Here is a 26944-nt window from a genome sequence, read left to right as displayed (position 1 = left end):
CCTCGCCACAGGGGGTTAAAAGGTTTGCGTCAGGTTTTCGAGCAAACGTTTAAGTGCTGCGCGCTCGCCGGCAGAACCGGAGGTGATGAGCTGCGTTGCCTCTCGCTCGATCAACTCCAATGGCGCAACCACCTGGGGCAAATTCAAATGCTCCGGCAGAATTTCCTCGCCACTGCTCACCAGCAACGCAAAGTGAATGACGTTTTCCAGCTCGCGGGTATTACCCGGCCAGCTGTGTCGTTCCAGAACTTGCTGGGCCGCATCGCTGATAAACGGCACCGGCAGGTCGAGGCGCTGGCTGTAGATACCGAGGAAATACTCGGCTAATGACTGAATGTCACCGACTCGCTCACGCAAGGCCGGCAATTCGAGCTGACCTTCACTGAGGTAGTGGTAGAGCCGCTCATGAAATTTACCGGCCGCCACGGCTTGCGCCAGATCGATGCTGGTCGCCGCCACCAGGCGCACATCCACCGGGCTCGGTTGCTGCGCACCGACGCGGGTGACTTCGTGATTCTCCAGCGCGGCGAGCAGTTTGATCTGAATCGGCAACGGCAAATCGCCGATTTCATCCAGGTACAAGGTCCCGCCATTGGCCGAACCAAACCAGCCGGCGCGACTGCTGGCCGAACCACTGAAACTGCCGCCGGCATAACCGAACAACTCGGCATCGGCATAGGTTGGACTGATGGCGCCGCAGTTGACCGATACGAACAAACCACCGCGATCACTGGCGCGGTGAATGTGCCGTGCCAACAGCTCTTTGCCGCTGCCGGTTTCACCGCGAATCAACACCGAGATCGAGCGCGGCGCCAGTTGCTCCAGCTCCTGGCGCAGCTGTCGCGAACGCGGGTCAACAAATACCAGCGCCTTGGCGCGAATGCTCAACGGGCTTTTTTCAGCGTCGGGAAAGGTCAGCAAAGGCTGACCGAAAGACTCATGCAAACTCATGGCAGACTCCCGCCCCAAACCGCCGGGAGACGGGGGCGTTTAAATAAAAAAGAGGTTCAAGCGCGGCGCAGGGCGTGATGTTCCATGCGGTTTTGCAGGCGATACAGGTAGGCAAAACCCTGCTCCCAACGATTGTGACCAGACTTCACATTGATGTGCCCGGCACCTGCCAGAATCCCCGCTTCGGCGCCCCAGTTTCGTGCCAACTCAAGCGCCCGTGGAGCGCTGACCGCGCCGTCGTTGTCGGAACTCACCACCTGGCTCGGGAACGGCAGCAGGTGCGTCGGAATCGGTGCAAAGTTACGCAACGCAGGCACACAGGCCGGGCGCTCGACGTCGGCAGGCGCCACCAGCAAGGCCCCGCGAACCTGACGCAACGCCTGCATCGGCGCAGTAGCCGCCCAATGGGCAACGGTGATGCAACCCAGGCTGTGGGCGATCAGGATCACCGGCGTGCTGTCGGCATCAATCGCTTCGGCCAGCGCCGCGACCCAATCCTCCCGGCGCGGCGTCAGCCAGTCGGCCTGCTCTACCCGTGCGCTGTTCGGCAGGCTGTTCTGCCAATGGCTTTGCCAATGATCCTCTGGCGATCCTTGCCAGCCCGGCACAATCAGGTAGCGAATTGACTCGTTGCGCATGGGGAGCTCTCCTGTGCGTGTCTGTTCCTGGTCGAGTATAGGGAGAGGATTTATATTCGCTAAGGAATAAGAAGCTATTTATTAAGACGAATATCGAATATGCGATAGATACCTGATACCGGAGACCAGATGTAGGAGCCTGCGCTTTGTCGAAAAAAAAAGGGGCCGCACCCTGCCAAGGAGACGGCCCCGGAAATCACTATTTTGTACCGCGCGGTCATCACCGACAGCTCGGTAGTCCTCAAATGTTTAACACGGATAAGTTGCGGTTCGATGAATCGATCTGCCTGCGCCTGACACCCCCACGCGATCGCTTCGATGGATGAATCATTGCCTTAATGACTTATTTCTTAAAGGAATGTTTCATGATTTATATAGACCTGTACGGAATAATAGAATCAACACTTCCTGCCAGCTCCCGAAATCAAAAAGCTGTCGAGGAACACGTTTTGGAACGATCTACGCTTGAGCTTCCCGCACCGTTTCGGTTGTCTGCTGTGCCTTGCGCACAAACCGGTTCGCCCGCCCAAATGTGCCGAAATCATTGAAGCGCACCCCCATCTCGCGCATCACCTTGTGCGCCACCGGGACGGTCAGCTGGCGGATATAAAACGGTTCCTTCACCACAAAATGATGGATGCCATGGCTGCTGCCGAAGTTGAAGCAGAACGCTTGCAACGGCCACATCCACCAGGGGTTCAGCACCTGGGTCTGCTGGATCACGTTGCCCGGCTCGATATCGCCGTAGTAGTGCATGTTCGAGCTGACGAAGTGCAGGCAAAAGGTGCGCAGCACGTTCGGGCCGATGATCACCACGGCGGCGATATCGATCACCTGCATCACCGACAGCGTGGTCGCCGACCACTCCACCGAGGAGCCCAGCAAAGACGCAATGCCGTTGGCCGCGTGGAAACCGAGAAACAGGTACCACGCGCTCCAGTGCACCAGCGCCAGTGGCGCGTAAACTTTCAAAGAGCGCTTGATGATGCTGAATTTATGCGCCCAGGTCTTGGCCCGCAGCATGCGGATAAACGCCGACATCACGTTGTCGCCGACCATCAGCAAACGCGCGATGCCCCACGGCTCGCCGTTGGTGATCGCACGCTCTTCCATGTCGGCTTCGCTGCCGGACACCTTGTGGTGGTTGAGGTGCAGATGACGGCGGATCCACGGGTTGATGGTGCTTGGCCGCGCCAGCCAGACCAAGCCCATCATCAGGTTGTGCGGCAGGCGTTGCTTGCGGAAATACATGCTGTGGATCAGGTCGTGTTCCAACTCATGGGTCAGCGAGGCGAAAAACGCATTCAGCAGCAAACACGCCCACCAGGCCATATGCCCGGTCAAGTAGAGCGCCGCCGAGCCAATCATCCCGGCCAGGGCGAAGGCCAGAATGCCCACGCCCAAGGCGTCCTGATGATCGAGAATCGGGTAACGCTTACGCAGTTCGACACCGCGGGCGAGCACCACTTCACGAATGTGTGCAGATCGTTGTTGTGCATTCAGGCGTTGAGGACTTGCAGAAGTACCGTACATGCTTCCATCCTTTAGTTATTGATGTTCACATCCTGCCCTGTGCGATTGCTTCGGGCGTTAGCTGTGAACGCCAACCTGTTGACCGGAAGCGCCAATCATCATGATTGAACCCACCTCCCTCGCCAGCTGGACCCGCGCTTTGCGCAAGCAACTCGACGCCCTCGGCCTCGACAGCAACGCGCTGTGCCTGCAAGCCGGGCTCGACCCGCAACTGATGGACGACCCGAACGCCCGCTATCCGTTATCGGCCACGACCCGACTGTGGGAGCTGGCGGTCGAAGTCAGCGGCGATCCGGCGATTGGTTTGCGGGTGTCGCGATTTGTCAGCCCGACCACCTTCCACGCGTTGGGTTATGCGTTGGTGGCCAGCGGCAGTCTGCGTGAGGTGTTCGAGCGCATCGTGCGGTATCACCAGGTGATCAGCGACGCCTTGGACCTCGAACTGACCCGTGGCGAAGATCGTTATTGCTTCACCCTCAAGGTGCCCGAAGGCAGCCCGGCGCCAGCACGGGAAGCAATCGACGCCTTCGCCGCGATCTACGTGCGCACCTGTCGCAACCGTCTGGGCCGGGACTACGCGCCGCTGGCGGTGTACCTGCGTCGCCCGGAACCGGCCGACCCGAAACAATGGCACGCGGTGTTCCGCGCGCCGATCTTCTTTGCTGCTGATGAAGACCGGCTGGAGTTTTCCATCGAAGACTTCGAAAGCCATCTGGATGACGCCAACCCGGAGCTCGCCGAACACAACGAAACCGTACTCAAGCGCGCCCTGACGCAACTGCGCCTGCTGACCTGGGAGCGCAAGGTGCTCGATGCCATCGAAGCACAGCTGCCGGAAGGCGAACCCAGCGCCGAACGTATCGCCGAGACCTTGCACTTGAGTTTGCGCAGCCTGCAACGGCACCTGGCGGACGAAGGTTGCCGGTTCGATACGTTGCTCAATGAGTGTCGTGAGAATCTGGCGTTGCTGCACTTGCGAGACCCCCAATGTTCGCTGAGCGAAATCAGCTACCTGCTCGGATTCGCCGATTCCAGCAGCTTCAGCCGCGCCTTCAAACGCTGGACCGGGATGACGCCGGGGCAGTTTCGCGATGGGTTGCGGTAAAGCGTCGGGATTTGGCCGCTTTTGCCGGCCTCATCGCGGGCAAGCCTTGCTCCTACGGATTCGCGTCGATCCAGCGTTGTGCTTCACCACAAATCCGTAGGAGCAAAGCTTGCTCGCGATAGCAATTTCCCAGACACCACAGAAGGCTCAGCGCCCCCGATCACGGCGCAGCAACTTGCGCACCCGCGCCACCAGCTCGCTCACGGCGAACGGCTTGAGCAGATAGTCATCCTCATGCAGCTCCAACCCGCGCAGCCGGTCTTCAATGCCATCCGTAGTGGTCAGGAACAGCACCGGCGTTGCACCGAGCTGGCGGATCTGTTGCAACAGCTGCCAGCCGTTGAGGCCGGGCAACATCACATCAAGAATGATCAGATCATACTCACCCGCTTCGATGAAGCGTCGCCCGGCCATGCCGTTGTCCGCTACATCCACCGCATAACTGGCTTCGCTCAGGCCTTGGGCCAGAAGCTTCGCGGTCTCGGGTTCGTCTTCCACTAACAGCAAACGCATGGCACACCTCGAATAATCATCACCACAGGCTAGGCGCCTTGGTGCACAAAGCCCATCACTAACGGTTATTTCGGATGAGGCGGCCGACTCAGACGCTCGCCATCGCCCGCAACCGACCTGCATCGAGGATCTCTATCTCGCCATAACTCAGGTTGAGAATGCCCTGGCTCTCCAGTTCCTTGAGGATCTGGTTGGTGGTCTGCCGCGACAGCGAAAGCAGCAACGCCAACTGCTCCTGCGGCAGCTGCAAGGTGCGCCGTGCCGGCTCGATCTCACCGTAGCCGTCGGCAATCATCAGCAAGCGATGCGCCACGCGGGCCGGGGCCGGCAGCAAGGTCAGCTGTTCGAGATTGATGAACGTCAGGCGCAATTTATGGCTCATCAGCAAGGCCAGCTGTCGCCAGTAGTGCGGTTGTTCTTCGAGCAAGGTGAGCAGCGCTGCCTGCGGTATGTGCAACAGAATGCAGTGGCCCACGCCATAGGCGTCGTGGGTGCGCGGCTGGCCATCGAACAGACTGATTTCACCGAACCAGTGCGGCGGTTCGATCAGGCTTAACAACGCCTCCTTGCCCTGCTCACTCACGGCGCCCACGCGTATCGCTCCTTCGAGCACCGCGTACAGACCACACGGTGGATCGCCGCGCTTGAACAGCCGTTGCCCCGGCGACAACCGCCGCACGCGGGCCAGGGACAGCAGACTATCCTGTAACGAGGGCGGCAAATGGCTGAACCATTGGCCACTCATCAGGCGCGACCGCCAGACCTGCATATCCATGAAAACTCCAAGATGATTGTCGTCTGGCTGACAGAGCAACGACGGACCGCAGGGCATGATCGAGATCCCTACAGGAGGAATAACAATGAAAAGCCTCGTTGACCACCTCAGTCAATACGCCGCGTACCACCGTGACCCGCGCAACATCGCCAGCCACTTCATTGGCATTCCACTGATCGTGGTCGCCGTCGCGGTGTTGCTGTCACGGCCAGGATGGCCGGTGGCCGGGCTCTGGCTGTCTCCGGCGGTGCTATTGGCGCTGGCGTCGGCGTGGTTCTATTTGCGCCTGGAAGTACGCCTTGGCGGGGTGATGACGGTGCTGCTGGGCCTGTCCGTTTGGCTAGGCCAGATTCTCGCGGCGCACAGTACCTTGCTCTGGTTGAGCAGCGGCATTGCGATGTTTGTGGTCGGCTGGGCGATCCAGTTTGTCGGCCATCACTACGAAGGACGCAAACCGGCGTTTGTCGATGATGTGACGGGGTTGATCGTCGGGCCGTTGTTTGTGGTGGCGGAATTGGCGTTTTTGCTGGGGTTGCGGCATGAGCTCAAAGAGCAGATCGAGGCGCGGGCGGGTGGGGTGCGGATCAATCAGAGATGTACTGCGGCGTAGGACGCCATCGCGAGCAAGCTTTGCTCCTACAGGGTTGTCATCACCCTCGTGAACGACATAACTCTGTAGGAGCAAAGCTTGCTCGCGATGCTTTTAGAGGTTGGCGACTTTCTGCCAGACCTTGGGTTTGAAAAACAGCGTCTCGCCCTTGGCCAACCCGGTCAGGCTGTCGTGATCCTTCACTACTTCAGCTTCGATCAGTTCGCTCTGGCCCTCGACCTTCAAGGTGATGCGGGTGGTCGCACCCAGCGGGCGGATATCACGTACTTGCGCCGCGTGGTGATCCGCAAGCTCGGTGCGCGACAGCGACACTTCATGAGGGCGGAACAGCACGTGATTGTCGTCGCCCAGGTGCAGGCGGTTCGAATCGCCGAGGAAGTGGTAGACGAAATCGCTGGCCGGGTTTTCGTAGACGTCACCCGGTGAACCGATCTGCTCGATCACGCCCTTGTTCATCACCACGATGCGGTCGGCCACCTCCATCGCCTCTTCCTGGTCGTGGGTCACGAACACCGAGGTCAGGTTGATATCTTCGTGCAGCCGCGCCAACCAGCGCCGCAGCTCTTTACGAACCTTGGCATCCAGCGCGCCGAACGGTTCGTCGAGCAGCAAGACTTTCGGCTCAACCGCCAAGGCACGGGCCAAGGCGATGCGCTGACGCTGACCACCAGAGAGTTGTTCCGGGTAGCGATCCGACAGCCAATCCAGTTGCACCATGTTCAGCAGCTCATGGACTTTGACCGCGATCTGGCTTTCGCTCGGACGCTGGTTTTTCGGCTTCATGCGCAGGCCAAACGCGACGTTATCGAACACGGTCATGTGGCGGAACAAGGCGTAGTGCTGGAATACAAAGCCGACGTTGCGATCACGCACGTCGTGGCCGGAGACGTCTTCACCATGGAACACAATGCTGCCGGCGTCCGGGGTTTCCAGGCCGGCGATGATCCGCAGCAAAGTGGTTTTGCCGCAGCCGGACGGACCGAGCAACGCCACCAGCTCGCCGCTCTGGATGTCCAGGTTGATGCTGTTCAGCGCCTTGAACGCGTTGAAGTTCTTGCTGACATTACGGACTTCGATCGACATGACTTATTCCTCCGCGGCGCTGGCGCGCAGGCGGTTAATACGGTTTTCGCTCCACTGCTTGAGCAGCAGGATGAAGAGCGCCAGGATCAGCAACAGGCTCGCAACGGCAAACGCGGCAACGTGGTTGTATTCGTTGTAGAGGATCTCGACGTGCAGCGGCAGGGTGTTGGTCACCCCGCGAATGTGCCCGGACACCACCGACACCGCACCGAACTCACCCATCGCCCGCGCGGTACACAGCACCACGCCGTAGATCAGGCCCCACTTGATGTTCGGCACCGTCACGTGCCAGAACATCTGCCAGCCGTTGGCACCCAGCAGCCGTGCGGCTTCCTCTTCTTGCGTGCCCTGCTCCTGCATCAGCGGGATCAACTCACGCGCTACAAACGGCACGGTGACGAAAATCGTCGCCAGCACGATGCCCGGCAAGGCGAAGACGATCTGGATGTCGTGATCCTGCAGCCACGGGCCAAAAATCCCCTGGGCACCGAACATCAGCACGTAGACCAGACCGGCGATCACCGGCGACACCGAGAACGGCAAGTCGATCAGGGTCACCAGCATGCTCTTGCCACGGAACGAGTATTTGCTCACGCACCAGGCCGCGCTGACGCCGAACACCAGGTTCAACGGCACCGAAATCAACACCGCTATGACGGTCAGCTTCAGAGCCGACAAGGCGTCGGGCTCAAAGATCGCGGTAAAAAATGCGCCGAGGCCCAGCTTCAAGCCTTGGGACACCACGATGAACAGCGGCAGCAGCAGGAACAGCGCAAAAATCAGCCAGCCAAGGCCGATCAGAATTCGCCGAGAAACAGCGCTGCCACGACGGGCGGCGTTGGCCGAAGACGCGGCGGCAATAGACGATTGGGACATTTTTCGCGCCTCCTTATGGGGTTTCGATGCGCCGCTGCAACAAGTTGATCAGCAGCAACAGGACGAAGGAAACCACCAGCATCAGCACGCCAATGGAGGTAGCGCCGGTGTAGTCGTATTGGTCGAGCTTGACCATGATCAGCAGCGGCAGGATTTCGGTTTTCATCGGCATGTTGCCGGCGATGAAAATCACCGAGCCGTACTCACCGACGCCACGGGCAAACGCCAGGGCAAAACCGGTCAGCCACGCCGGCAGCAACGCCGGCATCAGAATGTAACGGAACACCTGCAACGGCTTGGCGCCCAGGCACGCGGCGGCCTCTTCGATCTCTCGCGGGATGTCGGCCAGCACTGGCTGCACCGTACGCACCACGAATGGCAGCGTGACGAAGGTCAGCGCAAGCGTGATGCCGAGCGGCGTGTAGGCGATCTTGAACCCCAGGTCCGCGGCGAACTGCCCGACCAGACCGGTCGGCGTGTACAGCGCCGTCAGCGCAATACCGGCCACGGCCGTCGGCAATGCGAACGGCAGATCGATCATCGCGTCGATGATCTTGCGTCCGGGGAAGGTGTAACGCACCAGCACCCAGGCCAGCAACGTGCCGATGATGCCGTTGATGATCGCGGCGTACAGCGCGGTGCCGAAACTGAGCTTCAATGCCGCCAGCACCCGTGGCGCCGAGATGATTGCCCAGAACTGATCCCAGGTGAGTTGAGCGGCATGCACGAACATCGCCGCCAGTGGTATGAGCACAATCAGACTGAGGTACACCAAGGTGTAGCCCAGCGTCAGCCCGAAGCCGGGTATGACGGGGGAGATACGACGCGACATAAAAGTCCTTGGTTGAGAATGCATAAAGCCCCGACGGTGAATTCGGGGCTCATTTGCCGATCTATTTCAGGTTACTGCGCCTGATAGATCTGGTCGAACACGCCACCGTCATTGAAGAATTTCGGCTGGGCGGATTTCCAGCCACCAAAATCCTTGTCGATGGTCACCAGCTCCAGGGTCGGGAACTGTTTGGCGTACTTGGCGGCCACGTCCTTGTCACGCGGGCGGTAGAAGTTTTTCGCAGCAATTTCCTGACCAGCCGGGCTGTACAGGTGCTTGAGGTAGGCTTCGGCGATCTGCTCGTTGCCCTTCTTCTCGGCGTTCTTGTCGACGACCGCTACGGGCGGTTCGGCGAGAATCGACAGCGAAGGCACGACGATGTCGAACTTGTCAGCGCCGCCCTGTTCTTTCAGCGCCAGGAAGGCTTCGTTTTCCCAGGCCAGCAACACGTCACCCTGACCATTGTTGACGAAGGTAATGGTCGAACCGCGAGCGCCTGTGTCGAGTACCGGGACATGCTTGAACAGCGTTTGCACGTACTCTTTGGCCTTGGCTTCGTTACCGCCGTTGGCTTTCAGGCCATAGGCCCAGGCCGCGAGGAAGTTCCAGCGCGCACCGCCAGACGTTTTCGGGTTCGGGGTGATGACTTCAACACCGTTTTTGGTCAGGTCGCCCCAGTCCTTGATGCCTTTGGGGTTGCCCTTGCGCACCAGGAACACGATGGTCGAGGTGTACGGCGTGCTGGCGTCCGGCAGGCGCTTTTGCCAGTCGGCCGGCAGGGTTTTGCCGAGTTTGGCGATTTCGTCGATGTCACCGGCCAGGGCCAGGGTCACCACGTCGGCCCGCAGGCCATCAATCACTGCCCGGCCCTGTTTGCCCGAACCACCATGGGATTGCTGGATCTTCACGTTGTCGCCAGCGTGCTCTTTCTTCCAGAAGTTGATGAACTCGGCGTTGTAGTCCTGATACAGCTCGCGGGTCGGGTCGTACGACACGTTGAGCAGCTCGTAATCCTTGGCAACCGCGGAACCGGCAAAAATGGCGCTGGCCAGAGCGGCCAAAGCGTAACGGCGAATCGACGACATGGTGCAGCTCCTGAATTCTTTTGTGTTGGCTGTTCTTATGGTTTTCCGGAATCGGGTTGCCCGTTGAGTAGTGCTTCAGCTCGGCTTGTTGCCTGGGTTCTGCAAACGGAATTTCTCTTTGCGTTCGATCTGAACCACCTGGGCGTTGTGCACGGTGATTTCTACTGCCCCAAAGCGCAGATCGCGCAGTGCGCTCTGGATCTCACGCAAAATGGTTGCTTCGTCCTGGCCGTCAACGCTACGTAGAGATGCGCTCATGGTGCTGCTCCTTCAATGAGATGTGCCTGGCAGTGGCGGCACTGCTTACGGCGTGAGGGCAATAGTAGATAGGCGCAGATATTCTTAAAAATACTATTTAAGAATGTTTATATAACTGAAAGACATTAACTGACAGGACAAGGATTTGCAGATTTTGAAAATTTCGCAGCCTCTGTGGCGAGGGGGCTTGCCCCCGTTCGGGTGCGAAGCAGCCGTAAAATCGGAACACGCGATATGTCTGAAAGAACCGGGCTGCTGATATCGGGACTGCTGCGCAGCCCAACGGGGGCAAGCCCCCTCGCCACAAGAGCCTTCAGCGAATCACCGGCGCTCGCGTCCAGTCCAGCTCATGAGCCGGCATCGGTCGGCCAAACCAGTAACCCTGGCCCAGATCGCACCCCTGATCGAGCAAAAACGCCGCCTGCTCGACCTGCTCGATGCCTTCGGCGTGCACCTGCATGCCCATGCTTTGCGCGAGGGCGATGATCACTCGAACGATCGCCGCATCGTCCTCATCCAACGGCAGGCCAGCGACAAAGCCCTGATCGATCTTGAGTTTCTGCACTGGCAGACGCTTAAGTCGCAGCAACGATGAATAACCGGTACCAAAGTCATCGATGGCCAGCCGTACGCCCAGTTCGCGTAAGCGGTGCATTTGTTCCAGCGCGACTTCCGGATCGTCCATCACTGCGCTTTCGGTCACTTCCAGCTCCAGGCACGCCGGGTCCAGTCCCGTGTCGTGCAGCACTTGGGCAACCCGCTCAAACAGTTCGCGCCGGGCAAACAGGCGGGTGGAAACGTTCACCGCAACAAATGACAACACCACCCCGGCGTTCTGCCAGGCACACATCTGCTGACAGGCCTGTTGCATCACCCAGGCATCAATCTCGGCGATCAACCCGGTGCGTTCGGCAATCGGAATGAACTCACCCGGCGGCACCAGCCCCCGCTGTGGATGCTGCCAGCGAACCAGCGCTTCAACGCCGATCAAACGGCGGGTCGTGAGGTCATGCACCGGCTGGTAGTACACCCGCAACTCCTGCTGCTCCAGCGCTCGGCGCAATTCGAAGGCCATCTCGACCCGGTGCTGGGCGTGGGCAGTCAACTCCTCGGTGTACAAGGCATAACCGTCGCGCCCCGAATTCTTGGCCTTGAACAACGCCGAATCGGCATTGCGCAGCAATTGTTCGGCGCTCAGCGCGTCGCTGGGGAACAGGCTGATACCGACACTGGCATTGATGAACAACGGGTGAGCCACGATGAAAAACGGCTCTTTCAGGCCCTCAATGATCCGCTGCGCCAACGCGGCAGCCTGCACCACTTGCGGACAGTTCTCGGCCAACACGGCAAACTCGTCGCCACCCAAACGCGCCAGCGTAACACCGGGGCCAAACAGGCCTTGCAGACGCGCCGCCGTCGCTTTGAGCAGTTGATCGCCAACGTTATGCCCAAGGCTGTCGTTGATCATCTTGAAGTGGTCCAGATCAATCATCAGCAACGCACACCCACGCTTGTGGATCTGCGCCGACGCCAGTGCCTGCTCGACGCGATCACTGAACAGCAAACGATTGGGCAGGTCGGTCAGCGGGTCGTGGTGCGCCAGATGCGCGAGTTCGTGCTCGGAATTCTTGATCGCGCTGATGTCGGAAAACACCGCCACATAGTGGCTGAGCTGGCCGTGGTCATCGTGAATGACCCGGATGGTCTGCCATTGCGGATAAATTTCACCACTTTTGCGCCGGTTCCAGATCTCGCCGCTCCATTCGCGGGTGCGTTTCAGGCTCTCGAACATTGCTTGATAGAAATCCGGCGGATGATGGCCGGACTTGAACAGGCTGGGACTCTGGCCCAACACCTCTTCGGCCTGATAACCGGTGATGTCCATAAAGGCCCGATTGACATGGACGATCACCCTCTGGCGATCAGTGACCAACACCCCTTCACGGGTGCAATCGAACACCGCCTGCGCCTGGCGCAATCGAGTGCGATCTTCGTTACGGTGGCGCAATTTGGCGCCGACGCCAAGAAAACACAGCAAACGAGCCCGGGCGGTGAAGATAAACCCAGCGCTAAGCACCACCCAGACATAACCGTTGATCAGTTGCCATTGCTGAAGATCAGCGGATTCATCGAATAAGTTGGTTAATAAATAACCAGTGAATTTCAGCCAAACGACAGAAAACACCAGGTAGAGCAGCGCTGCACGCAAGGCATCGCGATAAGAAGCAGACATTCGGTCGTCCATGGCCTTACAAAAAAGGTTGGAATTATAGATTAAAGAAACATCCAGCCACTCTTATCTGAAAGGGCGACTGGTTTTATCTGTGTGCTGAGTGATAATGCGCCAGCTGTTTTTTTCTTTATCGAGGGCCATACAGCCTATGTGGTACGAAGGTTTACTCGGCTTGTCGCCCTGGCAACTGGTGGCAGTCACCCTGTTAATGACCCACATCACCATCGTGGGCGTCACGGTTTATCTGCATCGTTATTCAGCCCATCGCTCCCTTGAGCTCAATGCCGGCCTGAAACACTTTTTCCGCTTCTGGCTGTGGCTGACCACGGCGCAGAACACCCGCGAGTGGACTGCCATCCACCGCAAGCATCACGCCAAATGCGAAACCGTCGACGACCCGCACAGCCCGGTGATCAAAGGCCTGTCCACGGTCTTGCGCAAAGGTGCCGAGCTGTACCGCGCCGAAGCGGAGAACCCCGAAACCCTGCGCATTTACGGCAAGAACTGCCCTGAAGACTGGATCGAACGCAACCTCTACAGCCGTTATCCGCTGCTGGGTGTGGCGATCATGGCCGTCATCGACCTGCTGCTGTTCGGCACTATCGGCATCACCGTCTGGGCGATCCAGATGATGTGGATCCCGGTCTGGGCCGCCGGCGTGGTCAATGGCCTGGGCCATGCCATTGGCTACCGCAACTTCGAATGCCGTGATGCGGCGACCAATCTGGTGCCTTGGGGCATTCTGATCGGCGGTGAAGAACTGCATAACAACCATCACACCTACCCTAACTCGGCAAAACTGTCGGTGAAGAAGTGGGAATTCGACCTCGGCTGGGCGTGGATCCAGGTCTTCAGCTTCCTGCGCCTGGCCAAGGTTCAGCGAGTTGCACCGATCGCCCACCGTGTCGAAGGCAAAGGCAGCCTGGACATGGACACCGCCATGGCGATCCTCAACAACCGCTTCCAGATCATGGCCCAGTACCGCAAGCTGGTGATCGGCCCGCTGGTCAAGCAAGAGCTGGAAAAGGTCGACCATTCGGTTCGCCACCAATTCCATCGTGCCAAGCGCCTGCTCTCGCGAGAAACCAGCCTGCTGGATGACAAGCACCATGTGCGCATCCAGACGATGCTCGAGCACAGTCAGGCGCTGAAGGTAATTTACGAGAAGCGCCTGGCCTTGCAGCAGATCTGGATCAAGACCAGCTCAAATGGCCACGACATGCTGGCGGCCATCAAGGACTGGGTCCACGAAGCCGAAGCCAGCGGTATTCAATCGCTGCGCGACTTCGCCCACCAGTTGAAAACCTACTCTCTGCGCCCTGCCTGACCCTGTGGCGAGCGAGCTTGCTCGCGCTCGAATGCAGAGCATTCGCAATCCTGGCGACACGTTTTAACTGACAAAACGCAGTCGCCAGATTGGGGCGGTATACCGCCCAGCGGGAGCAAGCTCCCTCGCCACAAAAAGCGGGAACTAAGCTTCAAATCCCCTATCTCAAAGAGCACTTCGCCATCCAGGCGGGCTTTGTTGTGGCCGCTATCGAACTTGCGGCACGCCCTTTGAGAGTTGTGCCGATGGTCAATAAGAACCTGGAAGACCTACCCTACCCACAGTGGCCCGAGGCCGCGCAAACCCTGATGGCCTTGATGCATGCCCAAGGCGAAGTCGCGCGCCTGAGCGAGCGTGAACAGTTGTTCAGTTCGTTGCTGGTCAGCGTCAATGCCGTTCTCTGGGCTTTCAACTGGGAAACGCGTCAGGTGCTGTATGTCAGCCCGGCCTATGAACGGATTTTCGGTCGCTCGGCCGGCCTGCTGCTGGCTGACTATCATCAATGGCGCGACAGCGTTTACCCGGACGATCTGGACTATGCCGAACGCAGCCTTGCCCAAGTGCTGGAAAAAGGCGCAGTTGAAGACCGCGAATACCGAATCTTCGCCGCCGACGGCCAAGTGCGCTGGCTCAGCGACAAGTGCTTCATCAATCGTCAGGCCGAACCCGGGCAACCGCTGATCGTAGTCGGCTTCGCCGAGGACATTACCGAAAAGAAGCAGCTGGAAACCGAGCTGCAACGCCTCGCCACCACCGATGTGCTGACCCAAAGCAGCAACCGTCGACACTTCTTCGAATGCGCCAGCCACGAGTTCGAACAGGCCCGCCTGCAAGGTTCACCGCTGGCGTTTCTGTTGCTGGATATCGATGACTTCAAACTCATCAACGACACGTACGGCCATCAGCAAGGCGATCAAGTGCTGCAACAACTCGCCGAATGCGGACGCGCCGCATTGCGCCGTGGTGACCTGTTCGGGCGCATTGGCGGTGAAGAGTTTGCAGCGGTATTCCCTGGCTGCGCGCCAGAGATGGCGAGGCAAGTCGCCGAGCGCCTGCAACGGGAAATCCAGCGTTTGAGTTTCAGCCATGACGGGCAGACCTTCAGCATCACCGTCAGCCAGGGCCTGACCAGCCTCACGGCAGAAGATGCAGCCATCGACAGCCTGTACGCCCGCGCCGACGCCGCGATGTACAGAGCCAAACGCCAGGGCAAGAACCGCATTATCTCCGGCTGACCCCAATGGCTTGAACAACACCGATCCGTAGGAGCAAGGCTTGCCCGCGATTGGGGCGCCTCGGTCTTGCAGATACACCGCGGTGATGCAATCGCGGGCAAGCCTTGCTCCTACAGGGTTCGGATCGGGTTCATTTTTTGCGCAAGCGCATCAGTTCCGGCAGGCCGATTTTGAGCAGGCGCGCCGTTCGGCTTTTGGCCAGTTCTTCAACGCCTTCATGCTCGGTCAGGCGAGCGAGTTGCGCCGCCAGGTTCATCACCAGCGCTTCACGGGAATACACCCCGCCACCGAGCTGATAGACCGCCGCAATCAGCTCTCGCAACTCCAACGGAAGCCGCCAGCGAGTACGCAACGCCGAACCATAGGCCGCGCCAAATTCAGCCAATGCGTCGCCGACCTCTTCCAGCTCGTCCAGTTCGCCCCCCGCCTGTTTCCACTCCTGCAAGCAACGCAACAGCGCCAGATCGCCGAGACGATGGAGCATGCCGGCGCAATAGCAACGCTCCTGATCGAGATCAAGCAAGCGCGCCAGGCTCCGTCCGTATTCTGCGGTGTGCAGTGACAGCTCCCAGTAGCGCTCGGCGTAATCGGCCAGGCACGGATCACTCAACTTCGCACTGCGCTTGAGGGCCAGGCCAACGATCAGGTTCATGCTTTGTCCGGTGCCCAGGCGATGCAAGGCCTGGGACACGGTCTGCACCGTGTCGCCAAGGTGCTGCGAGGCGCTGTTGGCGGCGGCGATCAGCACCGCAGTGATCTGCGGGTCAGTGCGCACTTCTTCTTCCAGCAGCTTCAGATCGAGGCCATTGGGGTTCAGGCTGCGCTTGACTGCCAGTTGCACGTCGGTGAGCAACGGCGCGCCGTCCGCCAACTCACGCCGACGCTCAAGGAAGGTCGACAAGGTCATGCCGGGCGCCAGCGCCGGAACGTCACAGGAAACCGTCTGGCCGGCGCTCAGGAGCAAATCCTGCAGGCGCTGAGTCAGACCTTCCATGTTCAGGGGCTTGGTCAGGTAGGCCGTCGGGGCCAGCGGCAATACCTCGCGCACGCTGGCGCTGTCGTTGCGGCTGCTCATCAGAATGAACGGCAACACCGGGTTACGCCGCCGCTGACGCACGCTACGCAGCAAGCCCAGGCCATCGACACCGGAAAGCTCCCAATCGGCAATCACCAGGTCATAAGGATTTTCACTCAACAACTCCAGCGCCTGCTGGCCATCAGCACACAGATCCAGCCGCGCATCGCAGCGCACGTGCAGCAACACCTGCTTGAGCAGGTCTCGAGACCAAGGGTCAGCCTCGGCGATCAGCACTCGCGGTACAGCCGGTAAATCAACAGCGGTCATCAGTTCACTCCGAGGCAATGCTTGCACCTTAGACAATGCTGGCCATTCGATACAGCGCAAAAGCCGCCGATGTGTTTCAAGTGACAAAAAAAACCCGCCGAAGCGGGTTTTTTGTCGATCAGGTCACACTGCGCAATCAGAGCTCGGAGAAGCACTCTTCCATGATCGCCAGACCTTTATCCAGTTGCTCGTCCGGTGCAGTCAGCGGCACCAGCACACGCAGCACGTTGCCGTAAGTGCCGCACGACAGCAGGATCAGACCCTTGTCGCGGGCCTTGGCCACAACTTTGGCGACAGCCGCGGCGTTAGGCTTGTGGCTGTCGCCGTTTTCGAACAGTTCAACCGCGATCATCGCACCCAGGGCACGCACTTCACCGATCACCGGGTACTTGGCCTGGATGGCCTTGAGGCCAGTAACCAGACGCTCGCCAACCGCTTTGCAGCGATCCAGCAGGTGCTCTTCTTCGAACACTTCCATCACCGCCAGCGCAGCGGCGCAAGCGATCGGGCTACCGGCGTAAGTGCCGCCCAGGCCGCCTGGAGCGATGGCGTCCATGTATTCAGCCTTGCCGCACACACCGGCCAGCGGGAAGCCGCCAGCGATGGATTTGGCGAAGGTGGTCAGGTCGGCTGCAACGCCCATCTGTTCCATGGCGAAGAAGGTACCGGTACGACCAGCGCCGGTTTGTACTTCGTCAGCGATCAACAGGATGCCGTGCTGGTCGCACAGGGCACGCAGACGCTTCATGAACTCTTTAGGAGCGACGTAGAAACCACCTTCGCCCTGAACCGGCTCGATGATGATTGCAGCGATGTCACGCGGCTCGGCGTCGTTCTTGAAGATACGCTCGATGCTGGCGATCGAATCGTCGATGCTCACGCCATGCAGTTCGTTCGGGTACAGCGCACGGAAGATACCGCCTGGCATCAGACCCATGCCGGCCGAGTAAGGCACGACTTTACCGGTCAGGCCCAGGGTCATCATGGTGCGACCGTGGTACGCACCGGTGAAGGCGATCACGCCGGCACGGCCGGTGGCGGCACGAGCGATCTTGATGGAGTTTTCCACGGCTTCGGAGCCAGTGGTCACCAGCAGGGTCTTCTTGGCGAAATCACCTGGAACCTTGGCGTTGATTTTTTCGCACAGTTCTACGTACGGTTCGTAAGCCAGCACCTGGAAGCAGGTGTGAGTCAGCTTGTTCAGCTGCTCGGTCACGGCTGCGATGACTTTCGGGTGCAGGTGACCGGTGTTCAACACGGCGATACCGCCGGCGAAGTCGATGAACTCGCGACCTTCAACGTCGGTCACGGTAGAGTTCTTCGCGTGGTCGGCGAAGATCGGGTGAATCTGGCCAACACCGCGTGGTACAGCGGCTTCGCGGCGTTTCATCAGAGATGCGTTGGTCTTGCTCATAAAGTCCTCATTCACCGCTCATCGGGCGGCGTGGTCCAAGGAATACGTGGCGGGGAGGCAACTACGGCAGCATGCGATGATCGACTGCCACAGCTTTCCCGGCCACCGAGAAATAACGTTTGAAGCCCGCAAAGGGACAGCGCTCTCGTGCCCTTTGCGTTTAATTCCTTACCCGATCAGATGCCCAGGCAGAGGTATTTGATTTCCAGGTAATCTTCGATGCCGTACTTGGAGCCTTCACGGCCCAGGCCCGAGGCCTTGATGCCGCCGAACGGCGCGACTTCGTTGGAGATCAACCCGGTGTTGACGCCGACCATGCCGTATTCCAGGGCTTCAGCCACACGGAACACACGACCCAGGTCACGCGCATAGAAGTACGAGGCCAGACCGAACTCGGTGTCGTTCGACATCGCGATCACTTCGGCTTCGTCTTTGAAGCGGAACAGTGGCGCCAATGGACCGAAGGTTTCTTCCTTGGCCACAGCAGCGCTTTTCGGCACGTTGGTCAGGATGGTCGGCTCGAAGAAGTTGCCTTCCATCACCTTGCCACCGGCCAGCAGGGTCGCGCCTTTGCTCAGGGCATCAGCAATGTGCTCCTGAACCTTGGCCACCGCTTTGCCGTCGATCAACGGGCCAGTGGTGGTGCCTTCTTCCAGACCGTTGCCGATCTTCAGTTTGGCCACGGCCACTTTGAGTTTTTCAGCGAACGCGTCGTACACCGAATCCTGAATGTACAAACGGTTGGCACAGACGCAGGTCTGGCCGTTGTTGCGGTATTTGGAAATGATCGCGCCTTCGACCGCCTTATCCAGGTCCGCGTCGTCGAACACGATGAACGGTGCGTTGCCGCCCAGCTCCAGGGAGACTTTCTTGATGTCCTTGGCGCATTCAGCCATCAGCTGACGACCGATCTCGGTCGAGCCGGTGAAGGACAACTTGCGCACGATCGGGTTGCTGGTCAGCTCGCTGCCGATGTCGCCGGCGCTGCCGGTCACAACGCTCAGCACGCCTTTCGGGATACCGGCACGCTGGGCCAGCTCAGCCAGGGCGAAGGCCGAGTAAGGCGTTTGCGAAGCAGGCTTGAGCACCATGGTGCAGCCAGCGGCCAGGGCCGGGCCGGCTTTACGGGTGATCATCGCAGCCGGGAAGTTCCACGGAGTGATCGCAGCGGTCACGCCGATTGGCTGCTTGATCACGATCAGGCGCTTGTCTGGCTGGTGGCCCGGAATCACGTCACCGTAGATGCGCTTGGCTTCTTCGGCGAACCATTCGATGAAGGATGCGGCGTAAACGATTTCGCCCTTGGCTTCGGCCAATGGCTTGCCCTGCTCCAGAGTCATCAGGCGAGCCAGGTCGTCCTGGTTCTCAATGATCAGTTCGAACCAGCGACGCAGCTTGTTCGCGCGCTCTTTGGCGGTCAGTGCACGCCAGGCCGGCAGCGCTTTGTCAGCGGCTTCGATGGCACGGCGGGTTTCGGCAGCGCCCATTTTCGGCACAGTGCCCAGAATTTCGCCCGTTGCCGGGTTGGTGACGTTGATCGTCTGACCATTGTCCGCATCGACCCAGGCGCCATCAATGAAGGCTTGCTGGCGGAACAACAGGGTGTCTTTAAGCTGCATGTCGGCTTTCCTTAACAGCACCGCGCACGCGCGGAGCAAATTATGATTGTAGAAAGGCGCCTTGAAGGCTGCCGTCAGGGAAATCATTCACCGGGCTGAAGCACATAAATAGCGCACTATTGAAGCTCGTGCGGTTCAGCACCCAGACAAGAGCGTTTGAAATCTCAAACGAATCCTAGGATCAAAGGGGGTAAAGGACAATAGGCTGTTCGAAAAAAAGAACGAAAACGCCGCATTTGCCATATTTTTCTGATCAACGTAGTAAACACCCGCTCGGCGGGCGCGAAACATCAGGCTATTCAGCAGCATGGACGCCCGCAGCGCATATGAGTATCATGGCGCCCGCATTGCACCAGTAGCTCAGCTGGATAGAGTACTGCCCTCCGAAGGCAGGGGTCGTGGGTTCGAATCCCGCCTGGTGCACCATATAGCAGTCTAGACCTGTCTCAGACAGTCTACGAAACACCCCAAGAAGCCCGCCCCGTGCGGGCTTTCTTGTTTCTGGCTATCCGTCCCTGTCTACCCCTATAACTTCACGCCGTGTATGCCCACGTGTATGCTTTGATATTCATTGAACTGGAGGCATACACGCAGTGAAGCGTACTGAAATCAAACGCCGCCCACTGGCCGACACTACTCTCGCAGGGCTGGAGCCGGAGAGTGCAACGTACCGGGAGCAAGACGGCAACGGCTTGTATTTTCGGGTCAAAGCAAATGGTCAGAAGTCTTGGGAGTTGCGCTACAAAAAACCAGACGGGAAATGGTCTTGGCTGGGGCTAGGCGGCTACCCCGAAATCGGTGGCTCTCTAGCCAGGCAGAAGGCAGCACAACTGCGGGATGACGCATCGACTGGCAAAAATCCTCTAGTCAGCAAGCAGGCTCGCAAAATTGCTGACCGGGTGGCCGCCAACAACACATTCGAAGCATTAGGGCGCGAATGGTTTGATGCTAGGCGTTCAAGCTGGGAAGCCGGTACGTCCCGTCGAGTCCTTGGCGCCCTGGAACTTCACGTGTTCCCTGTTTTCGGCAAACGCATCTACACAGAAATACTTCCCCTTGAATGGATGGAGTTTCTGCGCGGCATGGAGCAGAAAGGGATCATCGAGCAAATGGGCAGAGTTCGCGCCTTCTGCAAAGAGATCTACGACTTGGCACGTGTGACAGGCCGAGCCATACACAACCCCCTTGAAGGCCTCAATAAATTCCTACAGACGCGTAGCGCTGAAAACTATGCGCACGTGTCGATAGAAGAGCTGCCTGCATTGCTCCGAGCGATTAACTCTTACCCTCACGCAAAGGATGTTCGTCTAGGGCTCCGTTTGCTGGCTTTATTAGCGGCACGCCCGAGCGAGATTCGAGAAGCACGCTGGTCAGAAATCGACCTCAACAAAAAGCTGTGGACGATTCCTGCCGAGCGAATGAAGCGTCGCCGCGAACATGTAGTACCTCTATCCCGCCAAGCCATTGAAGCGATAACGGAACTGCGCACGTTGACAGGGGCCTACCCTCTCCTATTTCCTGGAAGAAAAGATCGAACCATCCCTCGTAGCAACACCGTATTTCTGATGGCGTTGCGTAGGTTGGGCTATGCAGGCAGGCAAACTGGTCATGGTTTCCGTCACATCGCTAGCACGATCCTGAATGAGCATGGATTCGACGAAAACCATATCGAGGCTCAACTCTCCCACGTAAAAGAGGGAATAGCAGGCGTATACAACAAGGCCGTGTATTTGCCACAGCGCAAAGTCATGATGCAGTGGTATGCCGACCATCTTGACGAATTGGTGCAAGGCAACATTGTTCAGGGTCAATTTGGAAGGGCAGTCTGACTCCCCTCAAATATCGGTGTAACAGGTGTTTCGCGTGTAACAGAAGTCATCATCCTATTGATTTACAAGGTTTTATCTCGTGTAACACGCGATCAGCCGTGTGTTGATGGAAGGTGTTACAGGAAGAAAGGGTGTAACACGTGATTAGAGGCAATCGCATGCTGCTGGCAACTACAATGTTGGAAAATTGCCGAAAATGTGCGCTGCTTAAACACAACCAAATGGGGCATGGGGAGCCTGAATGACTGATTTTCCGACGTTGGAATTCTTAACAAAGAAATACGGCAGCGTCTGCATTCCGCTGGATATCGTGAGACGCCATTACGCTAGCCACTGGGGGATGCCACAATTTCTCCGAAAAATCCGAGAGGGGAAGATAACGCTGCGCGTAGTGAAGGGGGACTGGGGTGGCCAGACGCAGCGGGTAGTCTACCTTCACGATCTAGCGCAATGGATTGATGGCGCCGACTGGAAGACGATCTACCCACCAGGCTGGAACGATACGACGAATGATAACGACCGTTCGTCGGGGTGATTTGGTGCATCTAGTAAGCGTCGTGCTGCCAAGTAGATGTTATGTGGATAAGATCAGCACGCCAAAATTTTGCTAGTTTCCTTAATCGAATAAACCACATAAATAGATGGCCCTGTGACCTTCCACAACCACAGGGGACCATCAATGACTACCGCCATCCAAGATACAAGACGCGACGCAACCGAAAAAACACCACTCAAAAGCATCGCCGTCTCTACACCCGTTTTTGGTTTGATGACGTCAAACCAAGTTGCTGCCGCTCTAGCGCTGTCCAACAAAACTCTCGCTGCTTGGCGTAGTTCAGGGCGCAGTCCACTGCCCTTTCTCAGACTCGGTTCTCGGGTGCGTTATCGCTCAGAGGATGTACTTGCATGGCTCGAAAGCCGGATGTGTTCCGCTGCTACCGATGCTGCGCGAGGCCCATTCTGATGAGTAGAGTCGGACAAACGCAAAAAATTTTGACACTCGCCTCATCACGACCTGCCCCCCACTTGGTCCAAGAAAATGCGTTGCCCTCGACTTCAGAAATGAAGAAAAGCGATCTAGAGCTAGGACGTTTCGATCCAACAGCAACGCTCATCCGAATCGCCACGGTGATGTCCATTACTGGCATTGGCCGAGCCACCGTTTACAAGCTCATGAGCCAGCCCGAAAGCGGCTTTCCGCAGCCTGTAAAACTTACCGACAGCAATGCCCGTGGCGCCCCAGTAGCTTGGGTTTTGTCTGAAGTCTTGAATTGGACCCGTGCACGGATTGCCGCTCGCGACAAGGCAGCAGCATGAGGCGACCCGTAGCCAACAGAGCAGAGCTCAGGCCGTTTTCAGTTCTTCGCGAGATTGGTCTATCGGCTTCCTACATGCAACGCCTCGAGCGCTACCGAACCAAACACGAACGCCTTAATCGTGTCGTGGGAGTGCTGAGGTGGCCTGATGGGACCTGGTGCGCCCTAGCCATCCACAGCGAAAAATTCAATGCCGTGATTGTCGACGAAGGCCAGCAAGCCGCCGCCTATGAGGATGCTCGTTCCATGATCGATGGAGACTTCTTGCCCCTACTTTCCCTGCGCTGGGAAGCCCATGCCTGAAACGGAAACGCCTCCGGGGGCGATCCGGAGGCGTTGAGGTAAATCTACATGCACGAACAATTTATGCCGCTCCTGAAAAATCCGCAAGCCATCGACGCAGTTGCACTTTCGAAAAACGGACGTTACTCTCTGGCCGTCGCTGCAAAATCAGCGACCGGGTTTGGCGACCCGAGTTTAAGAAGGCGCACAGGCGCCCCCATCTCGATTGCAGGCGCTTTTTTTGTGCCCGCATTCTTGCTTCATGGCGGCTGTGCGTGGGAGACCTTCGGGTCTGCCGGGTTCCTTCTTACCCGGTTCGCCAACCTGCGCACAGCTGCCACCCCAATTCGTTTGGCGACGAATCGTGGCAGTTCCTATTTAAGAAGGAGCTCCACCTATGCCTACTCTAAATCCGTCCAAATTTCGCGCCGCTGCACATCGTGCAATGGCTCTCGCCGCTTTACACGCCAACTCCAGTCTCGCTACACGCCTCTCCCGTTACAACGCTCATATGGCCAAAGCCCGCGCACTCGAAACCGCAGGCGGTGCCCAATGAACAACGCCCTGAGTTGTGCCCTGCCTGAAGACCTGCTGCGCGTCAGCATGAACGCCGAAGCCGGTGTACCCATCGACGCCATCACCTGCGCCATTGCCCGCGCCGACTCGGTGCTGACGTTGCTTGAAGATCACTTCGAAAGCGAAAGCGACAGACCGCGCTTGGCCAATCACATATTGGCGGCCGTTATTTGGGACGTGCGCGGCACCCTGGGCCTGATTAAAACCTTGACCTTGCACGGCGATGCAACCTCAACACCTCGGGCTAAAACCGGAGGTGCACAATGAGCCTCCAGGCCAACATCACCACCCAGGGCGCGACCACTTTCGCGCAGTGCGGGCAACCCTATCAGACGCTGTTTCGGCTCAGTGCCGGGGTCCCAGTGTCCGACGCGCTTGAATACGCTTCCGACCTGCTGAGCTGCGCGAATCGCATGACGCTCCTGGCCACCCACGGCGACAGCACTGAGCAGTGCGCGATGGCCGCTCACTACCTAAGCGAAATGGGCAAGGCGGTGATCGATGATGTGACCACCGCCCTCCTGCGAGTGGAGGCCGGTCATGACCAATAAGACGAAACGCCCCAGCTTCGCCGACGTGAAAACGGCCTCTCTGAAAGAGATCTCCCGGGTACTTGCTCATTGGCTGCCCAACGGCAAACGTGTCGACGGCGGCAAGGAATACACCGCTCCCAATCCGACCAGAACCGACAAACGCGCCGGCTCCCTCAAGGTCAACTTGAGCAAAGGCACCTGGGCGGATTTTGCCACCGGCGACAAAGGTGGCGACCTGATCGATCTGGTGCGCTATCTCGACGGTGGCACCGACGTCGAAGCCTGCAACAAGTTGGCGGATCTGCTGCACGTTACCAACGGGGCGGCTCAATCGAAGCCAAGCCCCAGCAAAAGCAAAACACCGGAATGGCTCGCCATTCAGCCGATTCCGGCCGAGGCCATGAACAAGTGCCCGGCCAAACACCGGCAACACGGCGCACCGTCCAAAGTCTGGGTTTATCGCGACACTAATGGTCAGCCGGTCATGGCCCTCTACCGTTTCGACTTGGGCCCGGATGAAGACGACAAACCGCGCAAGGTGTTTGCACCTTTGACCTGGTGCCAGCGTGCCGACGGCCTAACACAGCAATGGCGCTGGCAGGGTCTGCCTGAGCCGCGTCCTCTGCTGCGCCTGGATGAACTGGTGCAACGACCAGAGGCCCATGTGATTCTGTGCGAAGGCGAAAAGGCCGCCGACGCTGCGGCGGAACTGCTGCCCAACTACGTGGCCATGTGCTGGCCGAACGGTTCGAACTCCTGGCACAAAGCTGACCTGACACCGCTCAAAGGTCGGTCCGTGGTGTTGTGGCCAGACAACGACGCCAGTGGCAAAAGCTGCATGGACGCCGTCGCTGAACAACTGCAACTGATCGGCACCGCGTCGGTGCGCGTGATCGCCCTGGACGTCTTCAACCGCAAGCCAACCGTCAAAAATGGCCAGCCCACTTTTTCCAAGGGTGGTCAATGGGATGACGGAGACGACGCGGCCGATGCCCAAACTAAGGGTTGGACGGCAGGTCATTTCACCGAGCTGGAACGCAGCGGCGAATTGTTCGGTGTTGAGCCGAAGAAGGCACCGGCCGAACAATCCGAAGCTAAGGCCAAGCCAACGACCAAACGTGCCGCGAAACCCAAAAACGATTTGCTGCCCGGTGGCTTCCGTCTCACGCCAGAAGGCGTGTTTTATTCCGGTGACGATGGCGAAGCGCGCCCCGTATGTTCGCCACTGGAGATTCTGGCGCGCACTCGTGATGCGCAGGGGCATAACTGGGGGCTGCTGGTCGAGTTCGACGATCCCGACGGTGCGAAAAAGCGCTGGAACATCCCGGCGCGGACCATGACCGGCGACTTCGGCAAGGACGTGCTCGGCCCGCTAGTGGACATGGGCTTGCGACTGGCCGGCAGTCGTTCCGGGCGCAATGCCCGCAACGACCTGCAGAGTTATCTCGGCGGCTTCGACAGTGCACAGCGGGCACGACTGGTCACCCGCTTGGGTTGGCACGACAGCGCCTTCCTGCTGCCCGAACAACAGGTCGGCTCGCACACCGAACACCTGCACTTCTATGAGGCTGGCGCGCAGCTTCCACCCATCAGCGAAGCCGGCACTCTGGAGCAGTGGCAAGAGCAAATCGGCGCCTTGTGCATCGGCAATCACCGCTTGGCGTTTGTGGCCAGCGTGGCGTTTGCCGGTCCGCTGTTGCACATGCTTGGCCATGAGTCGGGCGGCTTCCACCTCTACGGTGACAGTTCGGGCGGTAAGACCACCCACCTGCAAGTGGCAGCCTCGATCTACGGCGGGCCGCGCCTGGTGCGTTCCTGGCGCTCGACGGATAACGCCTTGGAATCCATCGCCGCTGCGCACTCCGACGGGCTACTGGTGCTGGATGAGATCGGCATGTGCGACCCGCGCATCATTGGCGAAACGGTGTACATGCTCGGTAATGGCACCGGGAAGGCACGCGCCAATGATCGAGGACAAGCAGGCCGACAGGTACAAGAGTGGCGCTTGCTGTTTCTCTCGACCGGCGAGAAGACCTTGGCGCAGCACATGGCCGAAGCGAACAAGGAGCTGAAAGCCGGTATGGAGGTGCGAATGCTCGCAGTGCCTGCGGACGCTAGCAAAGGCCTGGGCATGTTCGATGTGCTGAACGGCTTTGATGATGCGGCGGCCCTCTCCGATGCACTCAAGGCGCGGGTGGCCAAGTACTACGGCACACCGCTCACCGCCTTCCTGTCGGCCCTCTGTGAGCCCGGCAAGCGGCATGGTTGGTCGGCGATCCTGCGCCACACCGTAGAGGGCTTTATCGCTCAAGCACTCCCGGCCTCGGCCAGCGGTCAGGCGCATCGTGCTGCGGCCCGTTTCGGTCTGGCTGCCGCTGCCGGCGAACTGGCCACCGCGATGGGAATCACCGGCTGGCCAGACGGCACCGCCACTACCGCAGCCCGGGTGTGCCTCAGTGCCTGGATGAATGAGCGCGGCGGCGCAGGTAACTTCGAAGGGGACGCGATCCTGGCACGGCTGCGCCAGGTCATCGAACGCTTCGGCGAAAGCCGCTTCACCCGCTGGGAATCGGCTGCCGCAAAGATTGATGAGCACGGTCCGCGCACCATTGACCGACTGGGTTTTCGCAAGTCGCTGGAACACGGAATGGGCGACACGCTGCATACGACGACGACTTACTACGTGCTGCCCGAAGCTTGGCGCTCCGAGGTATTCAAGGGCATGAACATCAACGCGGTGAACAAGGAGCTGTTACGTCGAGGTGTGTTGGAGCCGGGGACCGATGGCAAAGCGTCGACGGCTGTACGCCTGCCTGGACTTGGTTTGCAGCGATGCTACGTGGTTGTGGCAGTGCCTGAGCAGGGTGAGCGCGAAGCGCAGGCCGCCTAAGTCGCTGCCTAATTCATGAGGTAGCGCCGGCTTATTCCGGCCTCACCAGCCAGGCACACACAACCAAAAATCTGACTTTAGGAAAT

26 protein-coding genes and 1 tRNA gene are annotated in these 26944 nt (G+C 58.9%); 13 read left to right on the top strand and 14 right to left on the bottom strand.

The features are described from left to right. Positions 1-15: 15 nt before the first annotated feature. From AO353_RS11590 to AO353_RS11580, 3 genes are all read right to left on the bottom strand, one after another. Positions 16-951, bottom strand: coding sequence for a sigma 54-interacting transcriptional regulator (locus AO353_RS11590; RefSeq protein ID WP_054595066.1), 936 nt, complete (start codon positions 949-951; stop codon positions 16-18). A 56-nt stretch (positions 952-1007) separates the two neighbouring features. Then, on the bottom strand, positions 1008-1589 hold the full coding sequence (locus AO353_RS11585) for an alpha/beta hydrolase (RefSeq protein ID WP_054595065.1): 582 nt from the start codon (positions 1587-1589) through the stop codon (positions 1008-1010). 459 nt (positions 1590-2048) lie between these two features. After that, positions 2049-3122: a fatty acid desaturase gene (locus AO353_RS11580; protein ID WP_054595064.1), complete on the bottom strand. Its 1074-nt coding sequence runs from the start codon at positions 3120-3122 to the stop codon at positions 2049-2051. A 100-nt stretch (positions 3123-3222) separates the two neighbouring features. Here AO353_RS11580 and AO353_RS11575 point away from each other — a divergent pair, with 100 nt between their 5' ends. Then, the gene (locus tag AO353_RS11575) at positions 3223-4227 is read left to right on the top strand and encodes an AraC family transcriptional regulator (RefSeq protein WP_054595063.1); all 1005 of its coding nucleotides are present in this window, start codon (positions 3223-3225) and stop codon (positions 4225-4227) included. Positions 4228-4374: 147 nt separating this feature from the next. Here AO353_RS11575 and AO353_RS11570 read toward each other — a convergent pair whose 3' ends face one another. Next, positions 4375-4740, bottom strand: a complete 366-nt coding sequence (locus AO353_RS11570) for a response regulator (RefSeq protein WP_054595062.1) — start codon at positions 4738-4740, stop codon at positions 4375-4377. Between the two features lie 88 nt (positions 4741-4828). Beyond that, positions 4829-5515: a Crp/Fnr family transcriptional regulator gene (locus tag AO353_RS11565; protein ID WP_054595061.1), complete on the bottom strand. Its 687-nt coding sequence runs from the start codon at positions 5513-5515 to the stop codon at positions 4829-4831. A gap of 85 nt (positions 5516-5600) precedes the next feature. Here AO353_RS11565 and AO353_RS11560 point away from each other — a divergent pair, with 85 nt between their 5' ends. After that, the gene (locus tag AO353_RS11560) at positions 5601-6125 is read left to right on the top strand and encodes a DUF962 domain-containing protein (RefSeq protein ID WP_054595060.1); all 525 of its coding nucleotides are present in this window, start codon (positions 5601-5603) and stop codon (positions 6123-6125) included. A gap of 93 nt (positions 6126-6218) precedes the next feature. Here the strand turns inward: AO353_RS11560 and AO353_RS11555 are convergent, their stop codons facing one another. The 6 genes from AO353_RS11555 to dibA all read right to left on the bottom strand — a co-directional run bounded on the left by AO353_RS11555 (position 6219) and on the right by dibA (position 12492). Then, a complete protein-coding gene (locus AO353_RS11555) occupies positions 6219-7208 on the bottom strand; it encodes a sulfate/molybdate ABC transporter ATP-binding protein (protein ID WP_054595059.1) in 990 nt (329 codons plus the stop codon). Between the two features lie 3 nt (positions 7209-7211). Further along, positions 7212-8084 (bottom strand): sulfate ABC transporter permease subunit CysW, encoded by an 873-nt coding sequence (cysW, locus tag AO353_RS11550; RefSeq protein WP_054595058.1) that lies wholly within the window; start codon positions 8082-8084, stop codon positions 7212-7214. 13 nt (positions 8085-8097) lie between these two features. Further along, positions 8098-8916 (bottom strand): sulfate ABC transporter permease subunit CysT, encoded by an 819-nt coding sequence (gene cysT, locus AO353_RS11545; protein ID WP_054595057.1) that lies wholly within the window; start codon positions 8914-8916, stop codon positions 8098-8100. 71 nt (positions 8917-8987) lie between these two features. Then, the gene (locus AO353_RS11540) at positions 8988-10001 is read right to left on the bottom strand and encodes a sulfate ABC transporter substrate-binding protein (protein ID WP_054595056.1); all 1014 of its coding nucleotides are present in this window, start codon (positions 9999-10001) and stop codon (positions 8988-8990) included. Between the two features lie 75 nt (positions 10002-10076). After that, positions 10077-10259, bottom strand: coding sequence for a sulfur starvation response protein OscA (gene oscA / locus AO353_RS11535; protein WP_007941032.1), 183 nt, complete (start codon positions 10257-10259; stop codon positions 10077-10079). A gap of 313 nt (positions 10260-10572) precedes the next feature. Then, complete coding sequence (gene dibA, locus AO353_RS11530) at positions 10573-12492, bottom strand: phosphodiesterase DibA (protein WP_054595055.1); 1920 nt, start codon at positions 12490-12492, stop codon at positions 10573-10575. A 148-nt stretch (positions 12493-12640) separates the two neighbouring features. Here dibA and desA point away from each other — a divergent pair, with 148 nt between their 5' ends. Beyond that, complete coding sequence (gene desA, locus AO353_RS11525) at positions 12641-13819, top strand: delta-9 fatty acid desaturase DesA (protein ID WP_054595054.1); 1179 nt, start codon at positions 12641-12643, stop codon at positions 13817-13819. Positions 13820-14064: 245 nt separating this feature from the next. Then, positions 14065-15054: a GGDEF domain-containing protein gene (locus AO353_RS11520; protein ID WP_054595053.1), complete on the top strand. Its 990-nt coding sequence runs from the start codon at positions 14065-14067 to the stop codon at positions 15052-15054. 130 nt (positions 15055-15184) lie between these two features. Here AO353_RS11520 and AO353_RS11515 read toward each other — a convergent pair whose 3' ends face one another. The 3 genes from AO353_RS11515 to gabD all read right to left on the bottom strand — a co-directional run bounded on the left by AO353_RS11515 (position 15185) and on the right by gabD (position 19432). After that, entirely contained in the window at positions 15185-16399 is a 1215-nt protein-coding gene (locus AO353_RS11515; RefSeq protein WP_054595052.1) for a response regulator, read from the bottom strand. Between the two features lie 136 nt (positions 16400-16535). After that, on the bottom strand, positions 16536-17813 hold the full coding sequence (gene gabT, locus AO353_RS11510) for a 4-aminobutyrate--2-oxoglutarate transaminase (protein WP_054595051.1): 1278 nt from the start codon (positions 17811-17813) through the stop codon (positions 16536-16538). 176 nt (positions 17814-17989) lie between these two features. Then, complete coding sequence (gene gabD, locus AO353_RS11505) at positions 17990-19432, bottom strand: NADP-dependent succinate-semialdehyde dehydrogenase (protein WP_054595050.1); 1443 nt, start codon at positions 19430-19432, stop codon at positions 17990-17992. 349 nt (positions 19433-19781) lie between these two features. On the opposite strand from gabD, the gene AO353_RS11500 reads away from it, so the two are divergent. The 9 genes from AO353_RS11500 to AO353_RS11465 all read left to right on the top strand — a co-directional run bounded on the left by AO353_RS11500 (position 19782) and on the right by AO353_RS11465 (position 26858). Next, positions 19782-19858 (top strand) — tRNA-Arg (locus AO353_RS11500). A gap of 167 nt (positions 19859-20025) precedes the next feature. Further along, positions 20026-21261, top strand: a complete 1236-nt coding sequence (locus tag AO353_RS11495) for a tyrosine-type recombinase/integrase (protein WP_054595049.1) — start codon at positions 20026-20028, stop codon at positions 21259-21261. Between the two features lie 241 nt (positions 21262-21502). Next, the gene (locus AO353_RS11490; protein ID WP_054595048.1) at positions 21503-21796 is read left to right on the top strand and encodes a pyocin activator PrtN family protein; all 294 of its coding nucleotides are present in this window, start codon (positions 21503-21505) and stop codon (positions 21794-21796) included. A 144-nt stretch (positions 21797-21940) separates the two neighbouring features. Beyond that, positions 21941-22225, top strand: a complete 285-nt coding sequence (locus AO353_RS29715) for a helix-turn-helix domain-containing protein (protein WP_081013724.1) — start codon at positions 21941-21943, stop codon at positions 22223-22225. A gap of 98 nt (positions 22226-22323) precedes the next feature. After that, on the top strand, positions 22324-22578 hold the full coding sequence (locus AO353_RS11485) for a helix-turn-helix transcriptional regulator (RefSeq protein ID WP_054595047.1): 255 nt from the start codon (positions 22324-22326) through the stop codon (positions 22576-22578). Beyond that, a complete protein-coding gene (locus tag AO353_RS11480; protein ID WP_054595046.1) occupies positions 22575-22880 on the top strand; it encodes a hypothetical protein in 306 nt (101 codons plus the stop codon). Before AO353_RS11485 ends, AO353_RS11480 begins: the two co-directional genes overlap by 4 nt. A gap of 531 nt (positions 22881-23411) precedes the next feature. Continuing rightward, positions 23412-23702 carry a hypothetical protein gene (locus tag AO353_RS11475; protein WP_054595045.1) on the top strand — a complete coding sequence of 97 codons (291 nt, stop codon included), beginning with the start codon at positions 23412-23414 and terminating at the stop codon, positions 23700-23702. After that, positions 23699-23986 (top strand): DUF3077 domain-containing protein, encoded by a 288-nt coding sequence (locus AO353_RS11470; protein ID WP_054595044.1) that lies wholly within the window; start codon positions 23699-23701, stop codon positions 23984-23986. Before AO353_RS11475 ends, AO353_RS11470 begins: the two co-directional genes overlap by 4 nt. Continuing rightward, positions 23976-26858 carry a DUF927 domain-containing protein gene (locus tag AO353_RS11465; protein ID WP_054595043.1) on the top strand — a complete coding sequence of 961 codons (2883 nt, stop codon included), beginning with the start codon at positions 23976-23978 and terminating at the stop codon, positions 26856-26858. Before AO353_RS11470 ends, AO353_RS11465 begins: the two co-directional genes overlap by 11 nt. Positions 26859-26944 lie beyond the last annotated feature (86 nt).

The sequence above is a fragment of the Pseudomonas fluorescens genome (assembly GCF_001307155.1).
Lineage (GTDB): Bacteria > Pseudomonadota > Gammaproteobacteria > Pseudomonadales > Pseudomonadaceae > Aquipseudomonas > Aquipseudomonas helvetica.
Note: the sequence above shows the minus strand (reverse complement) of the source record. Positions and strands in the feature narration are given on the sequence as shown.